The organism is Bacillus sp. EKM202B (genome assembly GCF_011066025.1).
In the GTDB taxonomy this organism is placed as follows: Bacteria; Bacillota; Bacilli; order Bacillales; family Bacillaceae_G; genus Bacillus_A; species Bacillus_A toyonensis.
Map to the genome: position 1 here is coordinate 64,902 of NZ_JAAMNK010000017.1, position 17,284 is coordinate 82,185.

Below are 17,284 nucleotides of genomic sequence, written 5' to 3' on the forward strand. Positions count from 1 at the left end.
TACTTGTAGTTCTATTTTCACATTCCATAGTAAAATATGATATTTTACAATTATTCTATAAATATCTTTACTATCCCTCGCTGCAATACTTACATCTCCACGCATTTAGTTCATAAAATAAAAGCGAACACTCAACTACAGAGCAGTATTACACGTGCTCCTTATAGTTCAGTGCTCGCTTTTTCTCAAAGTAGAGCTACGTCTTTTACAACGATTCTAGTAACTTTTTAACAAAATGAATGGAATGATGTGAAGCCGAAACACAATTATCTTCAAATGCTTCAATACCAGACGCTTCTTCTGTATCTGTTATAGATCTAACTGCTATAAATGGAATCGTATTGGCATAACAAACGTGAGCTATACTTGCTGTTTCCATATCTACACAAAGTGGGTTGTATGTAGAAATTATTTCTGTACGGCCACTCTCACTTATAAAAGCCTCTCCAGTAACTATCTTTCCGAAATAAACATTTTGAGTAAATTGATTGTTCTCGATTACTGCTCGGCTTAATTCAAGAAGTTTACTATCCGTTTTAAAATATACACTTTCCATCCATGGATGATATTCAGTTAATATTCCTTCATCCACGTCGTGATACGCTATTTCTGTTGAAATGACTGTATCTCCAATTTTCAACACTTTATCGATTGCTCCTGCAACACCTGTTACAATAATATGCGTCACATTAAACTTATCTATTAATATTTGAGCTGCAATAGCTGCATTAACTTTACATACACCACAATATAATGCAACAACTTCTACATTTTCATATGTCCCACTATGAAACGTTAACATCGCAAGATTCGTTATTTTTTTATTAGACATATCTTCAATAAAAGGCATAATTTCATCTTCTGATGGCCCAATAATTCCAAATTTCATATACTCATCTCCTCACTAAATTTATATATAAAACTTATATAGGCATTCAATCGATCTTCAAATATATAAAGCCGCTACGCAAACTCCATTAGCGACTATCCGTACTATTTATAAATATAAGCCCGAACTACAAACAGTTTGGGCTTAGCTTTCATTCTCATTTATTATGCGCATCTAACCAAGAAATTAAATCTTTAAACACTTCATCTCTATTCACTTCATGGAACATTTCATGTCTTCCATTTTCATATAAACGTAGTGTAACATCTTTCACACCACATTTTTTATAGTTTTCATAAACTTCTTTTACACCTTTTCCCATATCTCCAACAGGATCACGATCACCAGAGAATATATGTATTGGAAGATGTTTTGGCGTCTTCTTGTATTCTTCTAGTTTATTTACTTCTAATACACCAGAAAACAGTTCTCTATAAAAACTCGTCGTACAAATGAATCCACATAACGGATCCGCGATATATTTATCAACTTGATTTATATCTGAAGATAACCAATCAAATTTCGTACGATTTGGCTTAAAGTTCGAATTGAAGTTTCCGAAAGATAAAAAGTTTAGCACTGGACTTTTCGTTTTTGCCCCACGCAATTTCATTTCGATTGTTGCTACTTTATGACCAATAGCCCCTAAAAGCCCTGGATCTCCACCTGTTCCTGAAATCAGAAATCCATCATATAGTTCACCCCTAAGTTGTACAGCACGTCTTGATAAAAAAGAACCCATACTATGTCCTAGTAAAAACAAAGGACTTGACTGCTCTTCTTTTATCCTTTCTGAAACAAAGATAACATCCGATACAACTTGATTCCACCCTATATTTGGTTCAAAATGACCATAATCTTCTTCTTTTTTTACTGTTTTCCCATGTCCTTTATGATCATGCGCATAAACACCATACCCTGCTTCCAATAAAGCATCTACAAATTCTATATACACCCCTGCATGCTCTGTCATGCCATGTGCAATTTGAATAATTCCTCTCGGATCTCCTTCTGGTAACCACTTACGCAAATAAATTTCCGATCCATCCAATGCCGTAACGAAACTTTCCTGTACGTTCATTTCGTCAGCCCCCAACTCTATTATGTATCTCAAAATAATGAATATCCGTTCATTATTCTTATTATGTATTATATGCAATTGCTTTCATTATGACAAATACTGTACTTTTCCGATTAGCTATCAAACTATTATGTTGACGAATAACCAATAAAATTATATAGTTACTTACATAAAGTAATTATTATATTTTTAGGAGGTTTCTATTATGCCATCACTATTTTTAGCACATGGTTCACCAATGCTTGCTATTCAAGATACAGACTATACACGATTTTTAAAAACACTTGGAGAAACATATAAACCGAAAGCAATTGTTATTTTCACTGCTCACTGGGAAAGTGAAGTATTAACGATTTCCTCATCAGATAACGAGTACGAAACAATTTATGATTTTGGAGGTTTTCCCCCTGAGTTATACGAAATCAAATATCGTGCGAAAGGCTCTTCTAGCATTGCATCTATGTTAGAAACAAAATTTAAGAACAAAGGTATTTCAGTCCATCATAATATGACGAGAGGTTTAGATCATGGTTCATGGACACTCCTGCACCGCATGTATCCAAAAGCAAATATTCCTGTCGTGCAAATATCAGTAAATCCATTCCTTTCTGCAAAAGAACAATTTGAAATTGGAGAAGCACTTAAAGGACTTGGACAAGAAGATATTTTAGTAATCGGGAGTGGCGTTACCGTTCATAATTTACGAGCACTGAAATGGAATCAAACTACACCTGAAAAATGGGCAATTGAATTTGATGATTGGATTATGAAACATATGCAGAATAACGATAAAGATGCATTGTTTAATTGGGAGAAAAATGCGCCTCATGCACAATTAGCAGTACCAAGAGCAGAACATTTTGTTCCTTTATTTATCGCTATGGGCAGTGGTGAAAGTGACGGAAAAGTCATTCACCGTAGTTACGAGCTTGGTACATTAAGTTATCTTTGCCTTCAATTTTAAAGAAAAAGGATGAAGCATTCATTGCTTCATCCTTTTTTCTATTTCATTCACTTAGTTAACTAACTTCCAAATGTTGTTTCTCTGATACCTCTTCGTTCTTATTATGAAAATAAACCCAAATGCATGCAATAAATAATAGTGATGATGTAGAGAAGAAAACATATTGGAAGCCTGCATGAGCTGCAATTTGCCCCCCAAGCACTGGACCAATCATATTTCCTAAAAACTGAAACGACTGATTATATCCAAATATTCGTCCCGTTACATGGGTTGGCGTATGTTGTTTTAGTAGAGTTTGTACGGAAGGTAATAATCCTGCTTGTGCGATACCTAATAAAAATCGAAGAATTAATAGTTGCCAAGCTGAGGTTACAAATGCTTGCGGGATAAAGATAATCCCTGCAGCAAACAATGCTACTACTAATGTTTTTTGAGGACCGATATGATCTGATAATCTTCCTAATTTAGGCGCTGCCAAAATAACTGCTAATCCTGTCGCAGACATAACTGCCCCTGCAATCATTTCGATATGATCTGTTCCTGGTCCTTCCAAATTCTTTACGTACAATGTAATAATAGGTTGAATTGACATATTGGCAAGTTGAATAATAAATGTTGTTACAAATAAACTAATAATTACATGCTTTGCTGGGACCATCGTCCATACTTTTTTTTGCTGTACCTTTTTTGCTTGAGCAGAGTGATTTTCTTCATGTAGGAAGAAAAAGACGATGAGGAAGGAAAGGAATAAGAAAGCTCCTGTAACAAGAAAGACATGACGCATTCCAATTAACTCAGACAAATAACCGCCTAGTAATGGTCCGAGTAATGAGCCGCTCACGCCCCCGGTTGAAATTGTGGAAATTGCCCAACCTGAATGCTCTTTCGGAGTTTCTGCTGCAATAAATGTCATTGCGGTTGAAAGGAAACCAGATACTGCTCCCATCAAAAATCTAAGTGCGACTAGTTGATACACATCCGTTACAAACCCCATAAGCGTCATAATAACCGCCATACCAAGGCTAGCACGTATAAGCATCAATTTCCGTCCATGTATATCACCAAGCTTTCCCCATATTGGTGATACAATCGCACCCATTAAAAATGTTACACCAAATGCAAGTCCCGACCACTGTGCAATACTCGAAGTGCCAGTCACTCCTAACTCCTCAATATAAAAAGATAAAAAAGGAATTACTAAACTCATACCGGCTGCAGTGGTAAAACAACCTAGCCAACAAATCATTAAATTTCGTTTCCAGCTGGCCATTTTCACACCTTCTTTCATTCGATACCCATTCTACACCTTTTCTTGTAAAAAGTTTAGTAATTTGATTTAGACGTAATATTCATTACAAAAGCCGCCATTTCCTAGCAAAAACCATGTAAATTCCACATTTTTTTCATAATAAAACCAACTCCCCTATATGGAGTTGGTCAATTATCTTCTAGCGGTATTAAACGAGCATTGCAACTTCTCTCATAAAACTCAATCGGACCTGCTTGTCCAATAATTGCATATTCATATCCGTCTTGCTTCATATTATATAAACAATGATGCAACAATTCTTTCCCTACACCTTTCACACGATTTCGTTTCGCTGTCCCCATCGGACCAAATAGTCCTTTCTTTCCCCTGACTACATCATAACAAGCGAAACCTACTATCGCTTCGCCCTACTTTGCAATATAAATAGGTACCTTTTCTTTATATGTCCGAAATCCATAATCTATCGACTGTAACCAGCGTTCACCAAATTCCCCCGTAACAAAACGTACTAATGTTTCAAAATCAGAAGAGCTAGCTCTTCTAACATTACAAAATAATTTATTATAAATGAGATCAAAGTATTTTAAATCAACCGCTAAATCTCTTGGTTCAGCTATAATACGTAACACATCTTTTTGTAATTCTTTGTTTATAACTTTTTCACTCACTGTACCTAAACGAAATAATGCATATATTACATGTCCTTCATTTATTAATACTTGCTGAAAACGTTCCATACGTTTCTTCGCTATTTGCAAAATTTCTAGCGTTTTATTAGCTAATTTATATTGTTCTATTTTTATGTACTCTATTTCATATTGTTCTTGTAAAGAAAGTTCTTCTAAAAAATCCGTGCCAACTTTACGAAACAAATACATATATAACTCTGCGCACACTCCTGTACCTTCTTTACACATGCCGATAAAAAGATGAACTGGTTGAATTATATTATATTTAGTCTCTTTTGCCGCAATCTCCAGTATTTTATGAACACGTTTTGTAAATTGGAATTCCCCCATATGTATCTCCATCCTCAACTACTTTACTAACAAACCGTAACCATAAATAATTGAAACAATTATTCCAACTACCAATATACCTGGAAGTAAATTCGCTACTTTAATTTTAATAAATCCAAGTAAGTTTAATCCAATGGCGAATATCATAATGCCGCCCGTAGCTGTCATTTCCACTATAAATTGATTCATTAATTCTTTCGGGACAAAACTATTAATCTGTGTTGCAAAAATGGCAATAGCACCTTCATATAAAATAACTGGAATCGCTGAAAATACTACGCCGATTCCTAGAGTTGTCGTTAATATAATCGAAATGAATCCATCGATAATCGCCTTTGTGAATAAAATATTATGATTTTCGCGAATTCCACTGTCCAATGCACCAAGTATCCCCATCGCGCCAATTGCAAAAATAAGCGTCGCTGTTACAAACCCTTCTGATATACTCCCTTTCCCCTTCGATCCAACTTTATTTTCTAACCAATCTCCTAACAGTTTTAACTTTTCTTCTAATTGTAACCATTCCCCAATTACAGTACCAATAACTAAACTTAGAATCACAACAAGAAAGTTTTCACTTTTTAATGCCATTTGAAGGCCAAGTACAGTTACCGCTAAACCGATTGCATGCATAATTGTTCCCTTCATACTTTCTGGAATCTTACTAAATAATTTACCAAGTAAAGTACCGAATATAATACAAATGCCATTTACAACTGCCCCTAATATAACCATTTCTCATTCTTCACCTTTCGAATTCTTTATTTCTATATTTTGGTTTACACATTGATTTACAAGTTATCTATATGTTAACTTAATATTGAGAATATTAACAAATGAATTTCACTACTATAACCCGTTTTTTTGTAACTATACATATTTCAATAACTACCTTTAGTGGATTCATTTTAATCTAAATGCGGAAGTTTTCAATAACGGGATAAACTCAAAAGGAAGGTATATATGAAAACTTTACTAAAACGATTTCTGTTAATAGCCTTTTGTATTACACCAATTGTTGTATTAATCAACTACTCTTTTATTTCAAAAGCGAAAGACAAACCCGATTTGCAAAGCAAATCTAGTAAAACAGTTACAAAAAGCAAAAAGAAAATAGAAGACCCGGAAATTACACTCACTTTCTCTGGTGATACAATGTTCGATTGGCAATTACGTCCTATTATCGAAAAAAACGGGGCTGATTATCCATTCCAACATGTAAAAGAAGAAATAACAAAAGCAGATATTTCCTTTGTTAATTTAGAGTCGGCCTTTACAACGAGAGAAAAGAAAGCACCTGGGCAATTGTTTTGGATTAAAAGTGATCCATCTACACTACAAGCCATTAAAAACACTGGATATGACATCGTAAATATTGGGAATAACCATACACTTGATTATGGGCAAGATGGATTATTAGACACTATCTCTCACGTAGAAAAATTAAAGTTCCCTTACATCGGGGCCGGAAAAAATGCAAAAGATGCATATACTGCACGAGAAATGACCGTAAAAGGGAAAAAGTTCAAATTTCTTTCCTTCGTTCGATTTATGCCTGATTCTAATTGGGTAGCTGGTGACAATAAACCTGGCGTTGCGAACGGATATGATTTAAATCTTGTAACTAAAACAATTAAGGAGCAAAAACAAGATGCAGACTATTTAATCGTCTATATGCATTGGGGCGTTGAAAAATCAAATCGTCCAGTAGAATACCAAAAACAATATGTACCTAAAATGGTTGAAGCAGGTGCTGACGCTATTGTCGGAAGTCACCCGCATTGGTTACAAGGGTTTGAGTATTATAATAAAGTTCCTATTGCTTACTCATTAGGTAACTTTTTGTTCCCGAGTTATGTGAATGGAAAAAGTGCAGAAACTGGCGTCTTAACTTTAACTTTTAAAGGAAAGGATGTCCAAATGTCATTTAACCCTTACATCATTCGTAATAACCAAGTTTCCCCAGTAAATGAAGAAGAAAAGAAAAAAGCTCTACAATATTTACAAACGGTTTCAACTGATGTAGAAATTGATAGTACTGGAAAAATAATAAACACACGTAACTAAACAGCACGAAATCTATTTCTCTGTAACAAATACTACAGAATAGTTGATAGACATACTGAAAGACTTGTTAGAAAACGTTTTTAGAATATTTATAGCAATCCTGCTTTTATGCTCCTTTTTTCTGTTAGACTACTAAAAAAATAAAGGGAGAAAGAAAACTTTTTCCCTTTGAATTTTCATTGTACATAATCATTCGTATCGCGATATATTTTTGGTTAACTAGCTTTCTCCTTCATGAATTTGGAGAGTATTTCGTTTAACTATAAAAAGATAGAACAAGTAGCATTTTCCTTGCTTGTATCTATCTTTTTTTATTTTTTTTACTAAATAAGCAAATCAAACAAAACAGGATTTTTATTAAGCTCCACAAATTGAATATTATTTTCTTTAAAACGAGTAATTAATTGCTCATAATCTTCTTTATGTTTTAATTCTACCCCGACCAGCGCTGGACCATTTTCTTTATTATGTTTCTTAATATACTCAAAGCGCGTAATGTCATCTTCTGGTCCTAATCCTTTATCAAGAAATTCTCTTAGCGCACCTGAACGCTGCGGAAATTCAATGATGAAATAATGCTTTAACCCTTCGTAAATGAGAGAACGTTCTTTCATTTCTTGCATTCTATCAATATCATTATTTCCACCACTTAGCGTACATACAACTGTTTTACCTTTTATTTCATCCCTGTATAAATCAAGTGCTGCAATAGAGAGTGCACCAGCCGGTTCAGCTACAATTGCATTTTTCTTATACAGTTCTAAAATCGTCGTACAAACCTTTCCCTCTGGTACTAAAACAATGTCATCAATGACATCTTTACAAGTTTCAAATGTTAACTTCCCTACTTTTTTGACAGCTGCTCCATCAACAAAACTATCTATTTTCTCTAATGCTACATTTTCGTTTTGAAGGAAAGCCTCTTTCATAGATGCAGCCCCCATCGGCTCTACACCAATTACCTTTGTAGCTGGACTAACACCTTTCACATATGTACCTACACCCGATGCTAACCCACCGCCGCCAATTGCTGTAAAGAGATAATCAACTGCCTTATCCATATCGTGCATAATTTCAACAGCTACTGTTCCTTGCCCTGCAATTACATACGGATCATCAAACGGATGCACAAATGTCATCCTATTTTCCTCACAATAGCGCTGCGCTTCTTGAAAAGCACCATCAAATGTATCACCAACTAACATGATTTCTGCAAAGCTACCACCAAAAAATTGAACTTGTGATACTTTCTGTTTTGGTGTCGTTGTTGGCATAAAGATTTTCGATGGAATATTTAATAAATTACACGTATACGCAACTCCTTGTGCGTGATTGCCAGCACTTGCACAAACAACACCATTTTGTAATTGTTCTTTCGACAAACTTTGAATTAAATTGTATGCACCGCGAATTTTGAAAGACCGAATTACTTGCAAATCTTCTCGTTTAATATACACCTCACATTCGTATTTTTCAGATAAAACCTTATCACGTTGCAAGGGCGTTTTCATGACGATATCCTTCATACAGTTATGAGCCATAAGGATATCTTCAATCTTCACTCTCTCCTTCACATTTTGCACCATTTTCTATCATCCTTATCTCTTTTATTTTGACTCAATCAAAATTCGGCACCTTTAAAACTGCACCTGTATTCGCCGATGTTACCATCTGAGAATATCGTCCAAGCCAGCCCGTTTTCACTTTCGGTTCTGGTCGTTTCCATTCTTTTTTACGTTTTTCTAATTCCTCATCACTCACTCTTACTTCTAGCAAGCGTTCCTCAACATCAATACATACAATATCCCCTTGTTCAAGTAGTGCGATTGTTCCACCCGCAGCTGCTTCTGGTGAAATATGCCCTACCGAAATGCCACGTGAAGCTCCAGAGAAACGTCCGTCCGTTAATAATGCAACCTCAGCACCTAATCCCATTCCAGCGATTGCTGATGTTGGTGCTAACATTTCAGGCATACCCGGTCCGCCTCTTGGCCCTTCATAACGAATGACAACTACATCTCCTTTTTTCACTTTCCCAAGCATAATGCCAGCCAATGCCTCATCTTGTGAATTAAAAATAACGCAAGGTCCTTCAAATCGTTTTACTTCGGTTGCCCCGCTTTTAATAACCGCTCCATCTTTCGCTAGATTTCCTTTTAAAATACGTAAGCCCCCCTCTTCACTATGAGGGTTTTCAAGAGAATGAATCACTTCCTTATCTTTAATCTCTGCATGAGCAATGTTTTCTCTTAATGTTTGCCCAGTAGCCGTAATACGGTCTAAATGAAGTACCCCTTCTTTTCTGCTCATCTCTTTCAAGATTGCACTAATTCCGCCCGCTCGATCAATATCTTCCATATGCCAGTTAGAAGCTGGACTTACTTTACATAAATGCGGTACACGTCTTGAAACAGCATCAATACGGCTCATATCATAATCTAGCCCTGCCTCTTGTGCGAGTGCTAGCGTGTGTAATACTGTATTCGTTGATCCACCCATCGCCATATCAAGTGCAAAAGCATCGTCAATTGCTTCTTCTGTTACAATATCACGCGGCTTAATATCTCTTTCAATTAAAATTTTCAGTTTCTCTGCTGCTTGTTTAATTAACTCTTCACGTCTTGGATCAATTGCTAAAATACTACCGTTTCCAGGAAGGGCTAAACCTAATACTTCACATAAACAGTTCATAGAGTTCGCTGTAAACATGCCGGAACAAGAGCCACAAGATGGACAGCCATGATCTTCAATATCTTTTAATTCTTCTTCTGAAATTTTCCCAGATTGATAAGCTCCTACCCCTTCAAAAACAGAACTAAGGTCAACAACTTCCCCCTTAGATGTTTTCCCAGCTGCCATCGGTCCACCTGAAACAAACACAGTCGGAATGTTAATACGAAGAGATGCCATCATCATACCTGGTGTAATTTTGTCACAGTTTGGGATACAAATCATGCCGTCAAACCAATGTGCATTTACAACCGTTTCTACTGAATCTGCAATAATTTCACGACTCGGAAGCGAATAACGCATACCGATATGTCCCATCGCAATACCATCGTCTACTCCAATTGTATTGAATTCGAATGGTACCATACCTGCTGCACGAACGGCTTCTTTTACAAGTTTCCCAAACTCGTTCAAGTGCTTATGCCCTGGAATAATTTCAATAAAAGAATTACAAATCGCAATAAACGGCTTATCAAAATCCTCATCTTTCAAACCAGTTGCTTTTAATAAACTACGATGTGGCGCTTTATCAAAACCTTTTTTAATCATGTCGCTTCTCATCTTGTCAAATCCCCTCTTACGTATTTTTCACTTATATTCTCTTAATCTATTTCTTTACTAACGTTTTCTTTTCTGGTTCCTTAATCCAGCTCATCATTTCACGAAGCTCTGTTCCTACTTTTTCTAACTGATGATTTTGTTCTGCTTTTTTCATCGCGTTGTATGTTGGACGACCTGCTTGGTTTTCTAAAATCCATTTTTTCGCGAATTCACCTTGCTGAATTTCTGTAAGTACTCGTTTCATCTCTTTCTTCGTTTCATCTGTAACAATTCTTGATCCTGTTACATAATCTCCAAACTCTGCCGTATCTGAAATAGAATGGCGCATGTTCGTTAATCCACCTTCGTACATTAAATCAACAATTAACTTTAATTCATGCAAACATTCAAAGTATGCAATTTCAGGACGATATCCGCCTTCCGTTAACGTTTCAAAACCAGCTTTTACAAGTGCAGTTACTCCGCCGCAAAGCACAGCTTGCTCACCGAATAAGTCTGTCTCTGTTTCTTCCTGGAATGTCGTTTCAATTACACCTGCACGTGTACAACCTACACCTTTTGCATATGCAAGAGCTACATGTAATGCCGTGCCGGTTGCATCTTGATGCACTGCAACTAATGCCGGAACACCATTTCCTTCTTGGAATACACGGCGAACGAGATGACCTGGGCTTTTTGGTGCGACCATCGCTACGTCTACGTAACTTGGCGGATTAATTTGTCCGAAGTGAATATTAAATCCATGTGAGAAAAGTAACATTTGTCCTTCACGAAGATTCTCTTCTACTTCTGTTTTATAAACATGTGCTTGTTGTTCATCCGGCAATAATATTTGTACAACTTGTGCGGTTCGAACCGCTTCTGAAACGGACATTACTTCAAACCCATCAGCTTTCGCTACTTCATATGACTTACCAGGACGAACACCAACTACAACTTCCACACCAGAATCACGTAAATTTTGTGCTTGGGCATGACCTTGAGATCCATATCCGACTACCGCAACTGTCTTCCCTTGTAATAACTCTACTTTTGCATCTTGCTCATAATACGTTTTCATATTCCATACACTCCTTATAATTTGTTTACTTGTAGTACATTGATTAATTTTTCCAGCTGACTGATGAGTAATGTTGCTTCTTGTTCTGTACAAACTGTTGTTAACTCCATTTCATTTTCATTTAAATTTAATGAAGAAATATAATAACCACGCCGAGCAAAAATTCCACTTATGCGTAATAAGACGTTTGGGTCGTTATGGATAACTAGTGAAAAAGTATGACTCATTCTTCCCACCTCTTCATCATCATTTCATTATTCCCTTTGTTTGGCGGAACCATCGGAAATACGTTTTCACCTTCTTCTACACAAAAATCAACTACGACAGGACCTTCATGAGCAAATGCTTCTAACATCACTTGTTTCGCCTCGGTTGAATTTTTCGCTCTTAATCCTTTCACTCCATAAGCTTCTGCGACTTTCACAAAGTCTGGCGATCCAATTTTTGATTCTGACAAACGATTTTCATAAAACATTTCTTGCCATTGCCTTACCATCCCTAAAAATTTGTTATTTATAATAAATACTTTTACAGGGATGTTATTTTCAGCAATTGTTTGTAATTCTTGAATGTTCATTTGAAAAGAAGCATCGCCTGCAATACAAATGACGAGTTCTTCTTCTTTCGCAAGCTGAGCACCAACTGCCGCCGGGAAACCAAACCCCATCGTTCCTAGTCCGCCAGATGTTAGAAAAGTCCGTGGGTTTTTCGCTTTATAAAAATGTGCAGCCCACATTTGATGCTGTCCTACTTCTGTCGTAACAATCGCTTCACCGTTCGTTAATTCACTTACTAGACTAATAACATGCTGTGGTTTTAACTCACCTTCTTTTTGATTGTAGGAAAGAGGATATTCCTCCTTCCATTCCTCTATTTTCGTAAGCCATTCATTTGTTTGTGTACGAATTGGCATATGCAACAACATGTGTAACGCTTTTTTCACATCTCCAACAATCGGATATTCCACAGTTACATTTTTATGGAACTCCGAAGGATCTATATCAATATGTACCTTTTTCGAATGCGGAGAAAAGAGTTCTAATTTTCCTGTTACACGATCATCAAAGCGAACACCTAAAGCAAGTAGTAGATCACATTCAGTGACTGCCATGTTTGCAGCATACGTTCCATGCATGCCGAGCATTCCTAAAAATAATGAATCTCCCGGCGGATATGCACCAAGTCCCATTAAAGTGGAAACGACAGGAATACGGTTCTCCCTCGCAAACTTGATGAGTTCTTCAGATCCACCTGAATGAATGACGCCTCCTCCAATATATAGAAGTGGGCGTTTAGCTTTTGAAATTTCTTTAGCCACTTCTCTAAGCTTCCTACTGTCTGGCATAGGCTCTATTTTGTATCCTGGAATCTCAATTACTTCATTATAAAAACTTGTTACCTTTTCATTTTGAACATCTTTTGGAATATCAATTAATACTGGTCCTGGTCGCCCGCTTTCGGCGATGTAAAAAGCTTCTTGTACAGTACGTGATAAATGATTCACATCACGAACTTGGTAATTATGCTTCGTAACAGGTACTGTAATCCCGACAACATCTGCTTCTTGAAATCCGTCTTTTCCGATGAGAGATTTTGCAACTTGCCCTGTAATAACAACTAAAGGAATCGAATCCATATAAGCATCTGCTAAGCCCGTAACTAAATTCGTCGCTCCTGGCCCAGAGGTAGCAAAGACTACCCCGACCTTTCCAGAAGCTCTCGCATACCCTTCAGCCGCATGAATGGCAGCTTGCTCATGACGAGTTAAAACGTGCTTCAATCCACTTCCATATAACGCATCGTATACTGGCAAAATCGCTCCGCCCGGATAACCGAAAACAGTCGTTACACCTAATTTTTTCAAGCATTGAATAACGTGTCCGGCACCTGTCACTTCTTCGCACTGTAATTTCTCACATGTTGTATACTGTTCCTCCATTTCGATTAACTCCTCTCCCTTTCTACGCTAAACTTTCCGCCAGTCCTGGAACACGTACTCCTCTTTCTCTCGTCAATTTTTTAAACTCTTCAGTTAATCGTTTCGTTACACTTCCTGGTTTCCCATCTCCAATTTCTCTAGAATCAACTTTTACAACTGGAATTAACTCTGCTGCCGTTCCTGTTAAAAACACTTCATCTGCTACATATACGTCATGGCGAGTAAATGGCCTTTCCTCACACGAGATATTAAGACGCTCACATAACTCGATAACACTATTTCTCGTAATACCTTCTAGCGCCCCTAAATACGAAGGAGGTGTTAGCACTTTTCCATCTTTCACAATGAAAACATTATCTCCAGACCCTTCACAAACATATCCTTGTTGGTTAAGCATAAGCGCCTCGAGTACGCCTGCTTGCGCTGCTTCAATTTTTACAAGTACATTATTTAAATAGTTCATTGACTTAATACGTGGATCTAATGCATCTGGCGTATTACGTCTTGATGCTACAGATACAACGCTTAGTCCATTATCATAAAATTCCTGAGGGAATAACTTTAATTGTTCTGCAATAATAATTACGCTCGGTTTCACGCAACTCCTCGGGTCAAGCCCTAAATCCCCTTTTCCTCTTGAAACAATTAATCTAATGTAGGCATCAGCGTATTCATTTTTTTGAAGTGTCTGTAAAACGGCTTCTTCCATTTCTTCTACCGGCATTGGAATCGTCAGTAAAATAGATTTCGCCGATTCATATAATCGTTTCACATGTTCTTTTAGACAAAATACATTTCCTCCGTAACTACGAATCCCTTCAAATACACCGTCTCCATATAAAAAACCGTGATCATATACTGAAACAACTGCCTTTTCTTTTTCTACAAATTCCCCATTCATATAAATGTACTGGTTACCCATCTCACATCGCTCCTCTTTTTTTCTCTCTATTTTTGCAATCTATTTCTACATCGATTGCTGAGATAAGTATTTTAACAGAATATTCAGTATATAAATCTTAAAAATATACTCATCTCAACAATCGATTACGTACATACTTGTAGCAATCCATTGCTGAGACGAGGGAATCGTGGTACCACTCAGCTTCCTTACACTTCTCACGAAATATAAGCTTTGCAAGTCCAATTAGACTTTTGTTTTTCTATCGGAAACAATTCCGCTACTTTTTACTAGTTTTCAAAAGTAGTGCTCCGAGGTGATCTTCAATGATTCGATTGTTACTACCCTCACAGCCTTGGGGCAGCTCTCTGAAACAATCTATATCATTTACTCTCCTCTTCCACGCATTCTTTTATTCTATTTTTATAAAAGAAAAACTCTCGCCTCAGCAATCAACTACTACAACTTAGTAGCTTTGATTGCTGAGGCGAGAGTTTCGCGTTACCACTCAGCTTCCTTATACTTCTCGCGAAATATAAGCTCTGTAGGTCCAATCAGACCCCCGTCCTTTTACTGGAGACGATGCCGCCGCCCTCTACTCAGTTTCCCTTTCGCAAGCGATGCTCCGAGGTGATCTTCAATGATTCGATTGCTACTACTCTCACAGCCTAGGAGTAGCTCTCTGAAACGATCATAATCATCTACTTTCCTCTTCTTTGCATATACAACATATAAAGTTAGAAAATTCTTAATTAACTTTTATTTGTTACACGTATTATAGGACGCGGTTCTTTTCATTGTCAACATGTTTTTTAGAAAAAAATAAAATTCATTCTATTTACTAGAAATCTATTTATTTTTTCTCAAAACAAAATCGGAATGAACTTCTTACACATACTCATATATTACTTAAGTATGTTCGCATTACTACATAAAGAAAAACTACTGACAAACATATAAAATTTATGGGGAGATGAGAATAATATGTTAAAAGGAAAAGTAGCGTTAGTTACAGGAGCAAGCCGAGGAATTGGACGTGCTATTGCTAAACGTTTAGCAAATGACGGTGCATTGGTTGCTGTTCATTACGGTAATCGAAAAGATGACGCTGAAGAAACTGTTCATGAAATTCGATCAAATGGTGGCCAAGCTTTTTCTATCGGCGCAAATTTAGAATCCTTACACGGTGTAGAAAACCTTTATAACGCTTTAGATACTGAATTACAAAAGTGCACTGGTGAAACACAATTTGATATTTTAATAAACAATGCCGGCATTGGTCCTGGTGCTTTTATTGAAGAAACGACTGAACAATTTTTTGATAGAATTGTTTCAGTAAATGCAAAAGCACCATTCTTTATCATTCAACAAGCACTGCCACGTTTACGTGACAATAGCCGAATTATTAATATTTCATCCGCTGCGACCCGCATTTCTTTACCTGATTTCGTTGCATATAGTATGACGAAAGGCGCTATTAATACAATGACTTTTACGCTAGCAAAACAGCTTGGAGCACGAGGAATAACGGTGAATGCAATACTTCCAGGATTTATTAAAACAGATATGAATGCAGAACTCTTGAGCGACCCGATGATGAAGCAGTACGCTACTACTATTTCCGCTTTCAATCGCTTAGGTGAAGTAGAAGACATTGCCGATACTGCTGCATTTCTCGCTTCTCCAGACAGCCGCTGGGTTACTGGACAATTAATTGATGTGAGCGGAGGATCTTGTTTATAAAAAACATATATTTTCAAATCTTTTTTATTGCGCAATAAAACAATTTATATAATACTATATAAAATATATACATTTAGGAGGATTACAGTAATGTCCGAAAAAACATACGAACTCGCAACCTTCGCAGGCGGTTGCTTTTGGTGCATGGTAAAACCATTTGATGAACTTCCAGGTATTCATAAAGTGCTTTCTGGCTATGCAGGAGGTCATATAGAAAATCCAGCATATGAACAAGTAAAAGCTGGAACATCTGGACATTTAGAAGTTGTTCAAATTACATTCGATCCTTCTATTTTTCCTTATCAGAAATTACTAGACTTATATTGGCCACAAATCGATCCAACTGATGATGGCGGACAATTTTTTGACCGTGGTCCATCTTATCGTACCGCTATTTTTTATCATAACGAAACACAAAAAGCGCTTGCTGAAAAATCAAAACAAGCTCTTGCAGAAAACGGTATGTTTAAAGATCCAATCGTGACTGAAATTCGTCCTGCTGCACCTTTTTACGAAGCAGAGGAATACCACCAACATTTCTATAAAAAGAACCCAGAGAAATATGGTACTGAGCAAAAGGAATCTGGTCGTGAAGATTTTATTAAAGAAAATTGGCAAAAAAAATAATAAAAATGCATCGTGCTTTCTTTACAAGTACGATGCATTTTTATCTTTGAAACAGGTACCATACAATTACAAAACCAATCGCTGTTAATGTCCAAATTATTATTTCGTTTTTCACTCTATTCTTTTTATTTGTCATTTCATCTTCTCCTAATAGTTATTAAACATATTCAAGATTTCCTTTGTTTAATTGCCCACTTGATGAACATAAATACATCCGTACAAATTCTTATAACAAGAGTACCAATGATTCCAATTGCAATTGAAATTACTAACATCTGTCCAAAACTAAAGAAGTTGTATATGTTATATAGAGTACGATACATACAAGTAGAAAATTTGGTAAAAAAAGCAAAAATCTTTTAAGCATTTCTTCACCTCTTCTTATGCTTTTAAACTACGTCTCCTACTGTAACTGTGAAATAAAACTTGTTCA

14 protein-coding genes, 3 pseudogenes and 1 other annotated feature are annotated in these 17,284 nt (G+C 36.5%); of the genes and pseudogenes, 5 read left to right on the top strand and 12 right to left on the bottom strand.

Translation table 11 applies throughout. The annotated features are described in order from the left end of the window. Positions 1-205: 205 nt before the first annotated feature. Both G9F74_RS19475 and G9F74_RS19480 read right to left on the bottom strand, forming a co-directional pair. Positions 206-889, bottom strand: coding sequence for a 5'-methylthioadenosine/adenosylhomocysteine nucleosidase (locus G9F74_RS19475; protein ID WP_016108163.1), 684 nt, complete (start codon positions 887-889; stop codon positions 206-208). A 157-nt stretch (positions 890-1,046) separates the two neighbouring features. Next, the gene (locus G9F74_RS19480) at positions 1,047-1,970 is read right to left on the bottom strand and encodes an alpha/beta fold hydrolase (RefSeq protein WP_016108162.1); all 924 of its coding nucleotides are present in this window, start codon (positions 1,968-1,970) and stop codon (positions 1,047-1,049) included. A 202-nt stretch (positions 1,971-2,172) separates the two neighbouring features. On the opposite strand from G9F74_RS19480, the gene G9F74_RS19485 reads away from it, so the two are divergent. Then, complete coding sequence (locus G9F74_RS19485; RefSeq protein ID WP_033668486.1) at positions 2,173-2,934, top strand: DODA-type extradiol aromatic ring-opening family dioxygenase; 762 nt, start codon at positions 2,173-2,175, stop codon at positions 2,932-2,934. Positions 2,935-2,989: 55 nt separating this feature from the next. On the opposite strand, the gene G9F74_RS19490 is transcribed toward G9F74_RS19485, so the two are convergent. The 3 genes and pseudogenes from G9F74_RS19490 to G9F74_RS19500 all read right to left on the bottom strand — a co-directional run bounded on the left by G9F74_RS19490 (position 2,990) and on the right by G9F74_RS19500 (position 5,958). Further along, on the bottom strand, positions 2,990-4,204 hold the full coding sequence (locus tag G9F74_RS19490; RefSeq protein ID WP_016108160.1) for a multidrug efflux MFS transporter: 1,215 nt from the start codon (positions 4,202-4,204) through the stop codon (positions 2,990-2,992). 167 nt (positions 4,205-4,371) lie between these two features. Beyond that, positions 4,372-5,223 (bottom strand): annotated as a pseudogene (locus G9F74_RS19495) (GNAT family N-acetyltransferase). 18 nt (positions 5,224-5,241) lie between these two features. After that, positions 5,242-5,958 carry a DUF554 domain-containing protein gene (locus tag G9F74_RS19500; protein WP_000236014.1) on the bottom strand — a complete coding sequence of 239 codons (717 nt, stop codon included), beginning with the start codon at positions 5,956-5,958 and terminating at the stop codon, positions 5,242-5,244. Positions 5,959-6,186: 228 nt separating this feature from the next. Here G9F74_RS19500 and G9F74_RS19505 point away from each other — a divergent pair, with 228 nt between their 5' ends. Next, the gene (locus tag G9F74_RS19505) at positions 6,187-7,290 is read left to right on the top strand and encodes a CapA family protein (protein WP_000854523.1); all 1,104 of its coding nucleotides are present in this window, start codon (positions 6,187-6,189) and stop codon (positions 7,288-7,290) included. A 52-nt stretch (positions 7,291-7,342) separates the two neighbouring features. Further along, a pseudogene (locus G9F74_RS30150) lies at positions 7,343-7,550 on the top strand (hypothetical protein). 63 nt (positions 7,551-7,613) lie between these two features. Here the strand turns inward: G9F74_RS30150 and ilvA are convergent. The 6 genes from ilvA to ilvE are packed head-to-tail and all read right to left on the bottom strand — an operon-like array spanning position 7,614 to position 14,502. Continuing rightward, positions 7,614-8,876 (bottom strand): threonine ammonia-lyase IlvA, encoded by a 1,263-nt coding sequence (ilvA, locus tag G9F74_RS19510; protein ID WP_000250553.1) that lies wholly within the window; start codon positions 8,874-8,876, stop codon positions 7,614-7,616. A gap of 31 nt (positions 8,877-8,907) precedes the next feature. Further along, positions 8,908-10,581, bottom strand: coding sequence for a dihydroxy-acid dehydratase (ilvD, locus tag G9F74_RS19515; RefSeq protein WP_001255831.1), 1,674 nt, complete (start codon positions 10,579-10,581; stop codon positions 8,908-8,910). A gap of 46 nt (positions 10,582-10,627) precedes the next feature. Next, positions 10,628-11,641 carry a ketol-acid reductoisomerase gene (gene ilvC / locus G9F74_RS19520; protein WP_016108156.1) on the bottom strand — a complete coding sequence of 338 codons (1,014 nt, stop codon included), beginning with the start codon at positions 11,639-11,641 and terminating at the stop codon, positions 10,628-10,630. 14 nt (positions 11,642-11,655) lie between these two features. Beyond that, positions 11,656-11,868, bottom strand: coding sequence for an ACT domain-containing protein (locus G9F74_RS19525; RefSeq protein ID WP_016108155.1), 213 nt, complete (start codon positions 11,866-11,868; stop codon positions 11,656-11,658). Next, complete coding sequence (gene ilvB, locus G9F74_RS19530; RefSeq protein WP_000392597.1) at positions 11,865-13,580, bottom strand: acetolactate synthase large subunit; 1,716 nt, start codon at positions 13,578-13,580, stop codon at positions 11,865-11,867. Before ilvB ends, G9F74_RS19525 begins: the two co-directional genes overlap by 4 nt. A gap of 22 nt (positions 13,581-13,602) precedes the next feature. Next, positions 13,603-14,502 (bottom strand): branched-chain-amino-acid transaminase, encoded by a 900-nt coding sequence (gene ilvE, locus G9F74_RS19535; protein WP_000528146.1) that lies wholly within the window; start codon positions 14,500-14,502, stop codon positions 13,603-13,605. Between the two features lie 151 nt (positions 14,503-14,653). Beyond that, positions 14,654-14,893: a binding site (T-box leader), on the bottom strand. 572 nt (positions 14,894-15,465) lie between these two features. On the opposite strand from ilvE, the gene G9F74_RS19540 reads away from it, so the two are divergent. Both G9F74_RS19540 and msrA read left to right on the top strand, forming a co-directional pair. Then, positions 15,466-16,224 carry an SDR family oxidoreductase gene (locus tag G9F74_RS19540; protein ID WP_000911812.1) on the top strand — a complete coding sequence of 253 codons (759 nt, stop codon included), beginning with the start codon at positions 15,466-15,468 and terminating at the stop codon, positions 16,222-16,224. Between the two features lie 90 nt (positions 16,225-16,314). After that, on the top strand, positions 16,315-16,851 hold the full coding sequence (gene msrA, locus G9F74_RS19545) for a peptide-methionine (S)-S-oxide reductase MsrA (protein ID WP_016108154.1): 537 nt from the start codon (positions 16,315-16,317) through the stop codon (positions 16,849-16,851). A 167-nt stretch (positions 16,852-17,018) separates the two neighbouring features. On the opposite strand, the pseudogene G9F74_RS19550 reads toward msrA, so the two are convergent. Continuing rightward, positions 17,019-17,218, bottom strand: a pseudogene (locus G9F74_RS19550) (hypothetical protein). Between the last annotated feature and the right edge of the window lie 66 nt (positions 17,219-17,284).

What these genes read in the sequence shown, in the direction of transcription:
- ilvB (WP_000392597.1), bottom strand. Translation starts at nt 13,580, where the DNA reads ATGGAGGAACAGTATACAACATGTGAGAAATTACAGTGCGAAGAAGTG.
- G9F74_RS19525 (WP_016108155.1), bottom strand. Translation starts at nt 11,868, where the DNA reads ATGAGTCATACTTTTTCACTAGTTATCCATAACGACCCAAACGTCTTA.
- ilvE (WP_000528146.1), bottom strand. Translation starts at nt 14,502, where the DNA reads ATGGGTAACCAGTACATTTATATGAATGGGGAATTTGTAGAAAAAGAA.
- G9F74_RS19490 (WP_016108160.1), bottom strand. Translation starts at nt 4,204, where the DNA reads ATGGCCAGCTGGAAACGAAATTTAATGATTTGTTGGCTAGGTTGTTTT.
- G9F74_RS19505 (WP_000854523.1), top strand. Translation starts at nt 6,187, where the DNA reads ATGAAAACTTTACTAAAACGATTTCTGTTAATAGCCTTTTGTATTACA.
- G9F74_RS19540 (WP_000911812.1), top strand. Translation starts at nt 15,466, where the DNA reads ATGTTAAAAGGAAAAGTAGCGTTAGTTACAGGAGCAAGCCGAGGAATT.
- msrA (WP_016108154.1), top strand. Translation starts at nt 16,315, where the DNA reads ATGTCCGAAAAAACATACGAACTCGCAACCTTCGCAGGCGGTTGCTTT.
- G9F74_RS19480 (WP_016108162.1), bottom strand. Translation starts at nt 1,970, where the DNA reads ATGAACGTACAGGAAAGTTTCGTTACGGCATTGGATGGATCGGAAATT.
- G9F74_RS19475 (WP_016108163.1), bottom strand. Translation starts at nt 889, where the DNA reads ATGAAATTTGGAATTATTGGGCCATCAGAAGATGAAATTATGCCTTTT.
- G9F74_RS19500 (WP_000236014.1), bottom strand. Translation starts at nt 5,958, where the DNA reads ATGGTTATATTAGGGGCAGTTGTAAATGGCATTTGTATTATATTCGGT.
- ilvD (WP_001255831.1), bottom strand. Translation starts at nt 10,581, where the DNA reads ATGAGAAGCGACATGATTAAAAAAGGTTTTGATAAAGCGCCACATCGT.
- ilvC (WP_016108156.1), bottom strand. Translation starts at nt 11,641, where the DNA reads ATGAAAACGTATTATGAGCAAGATGCAAAAGTAGAGTTATTACAAGGG.
- ilvA (WP_000250553.1), bottom strand. Translation starts at nt 8,876, where the DNA reads ATGGTGCAAAATGTGAAGGAGAGAGTGAAGATTGAAGATATCCTTATG.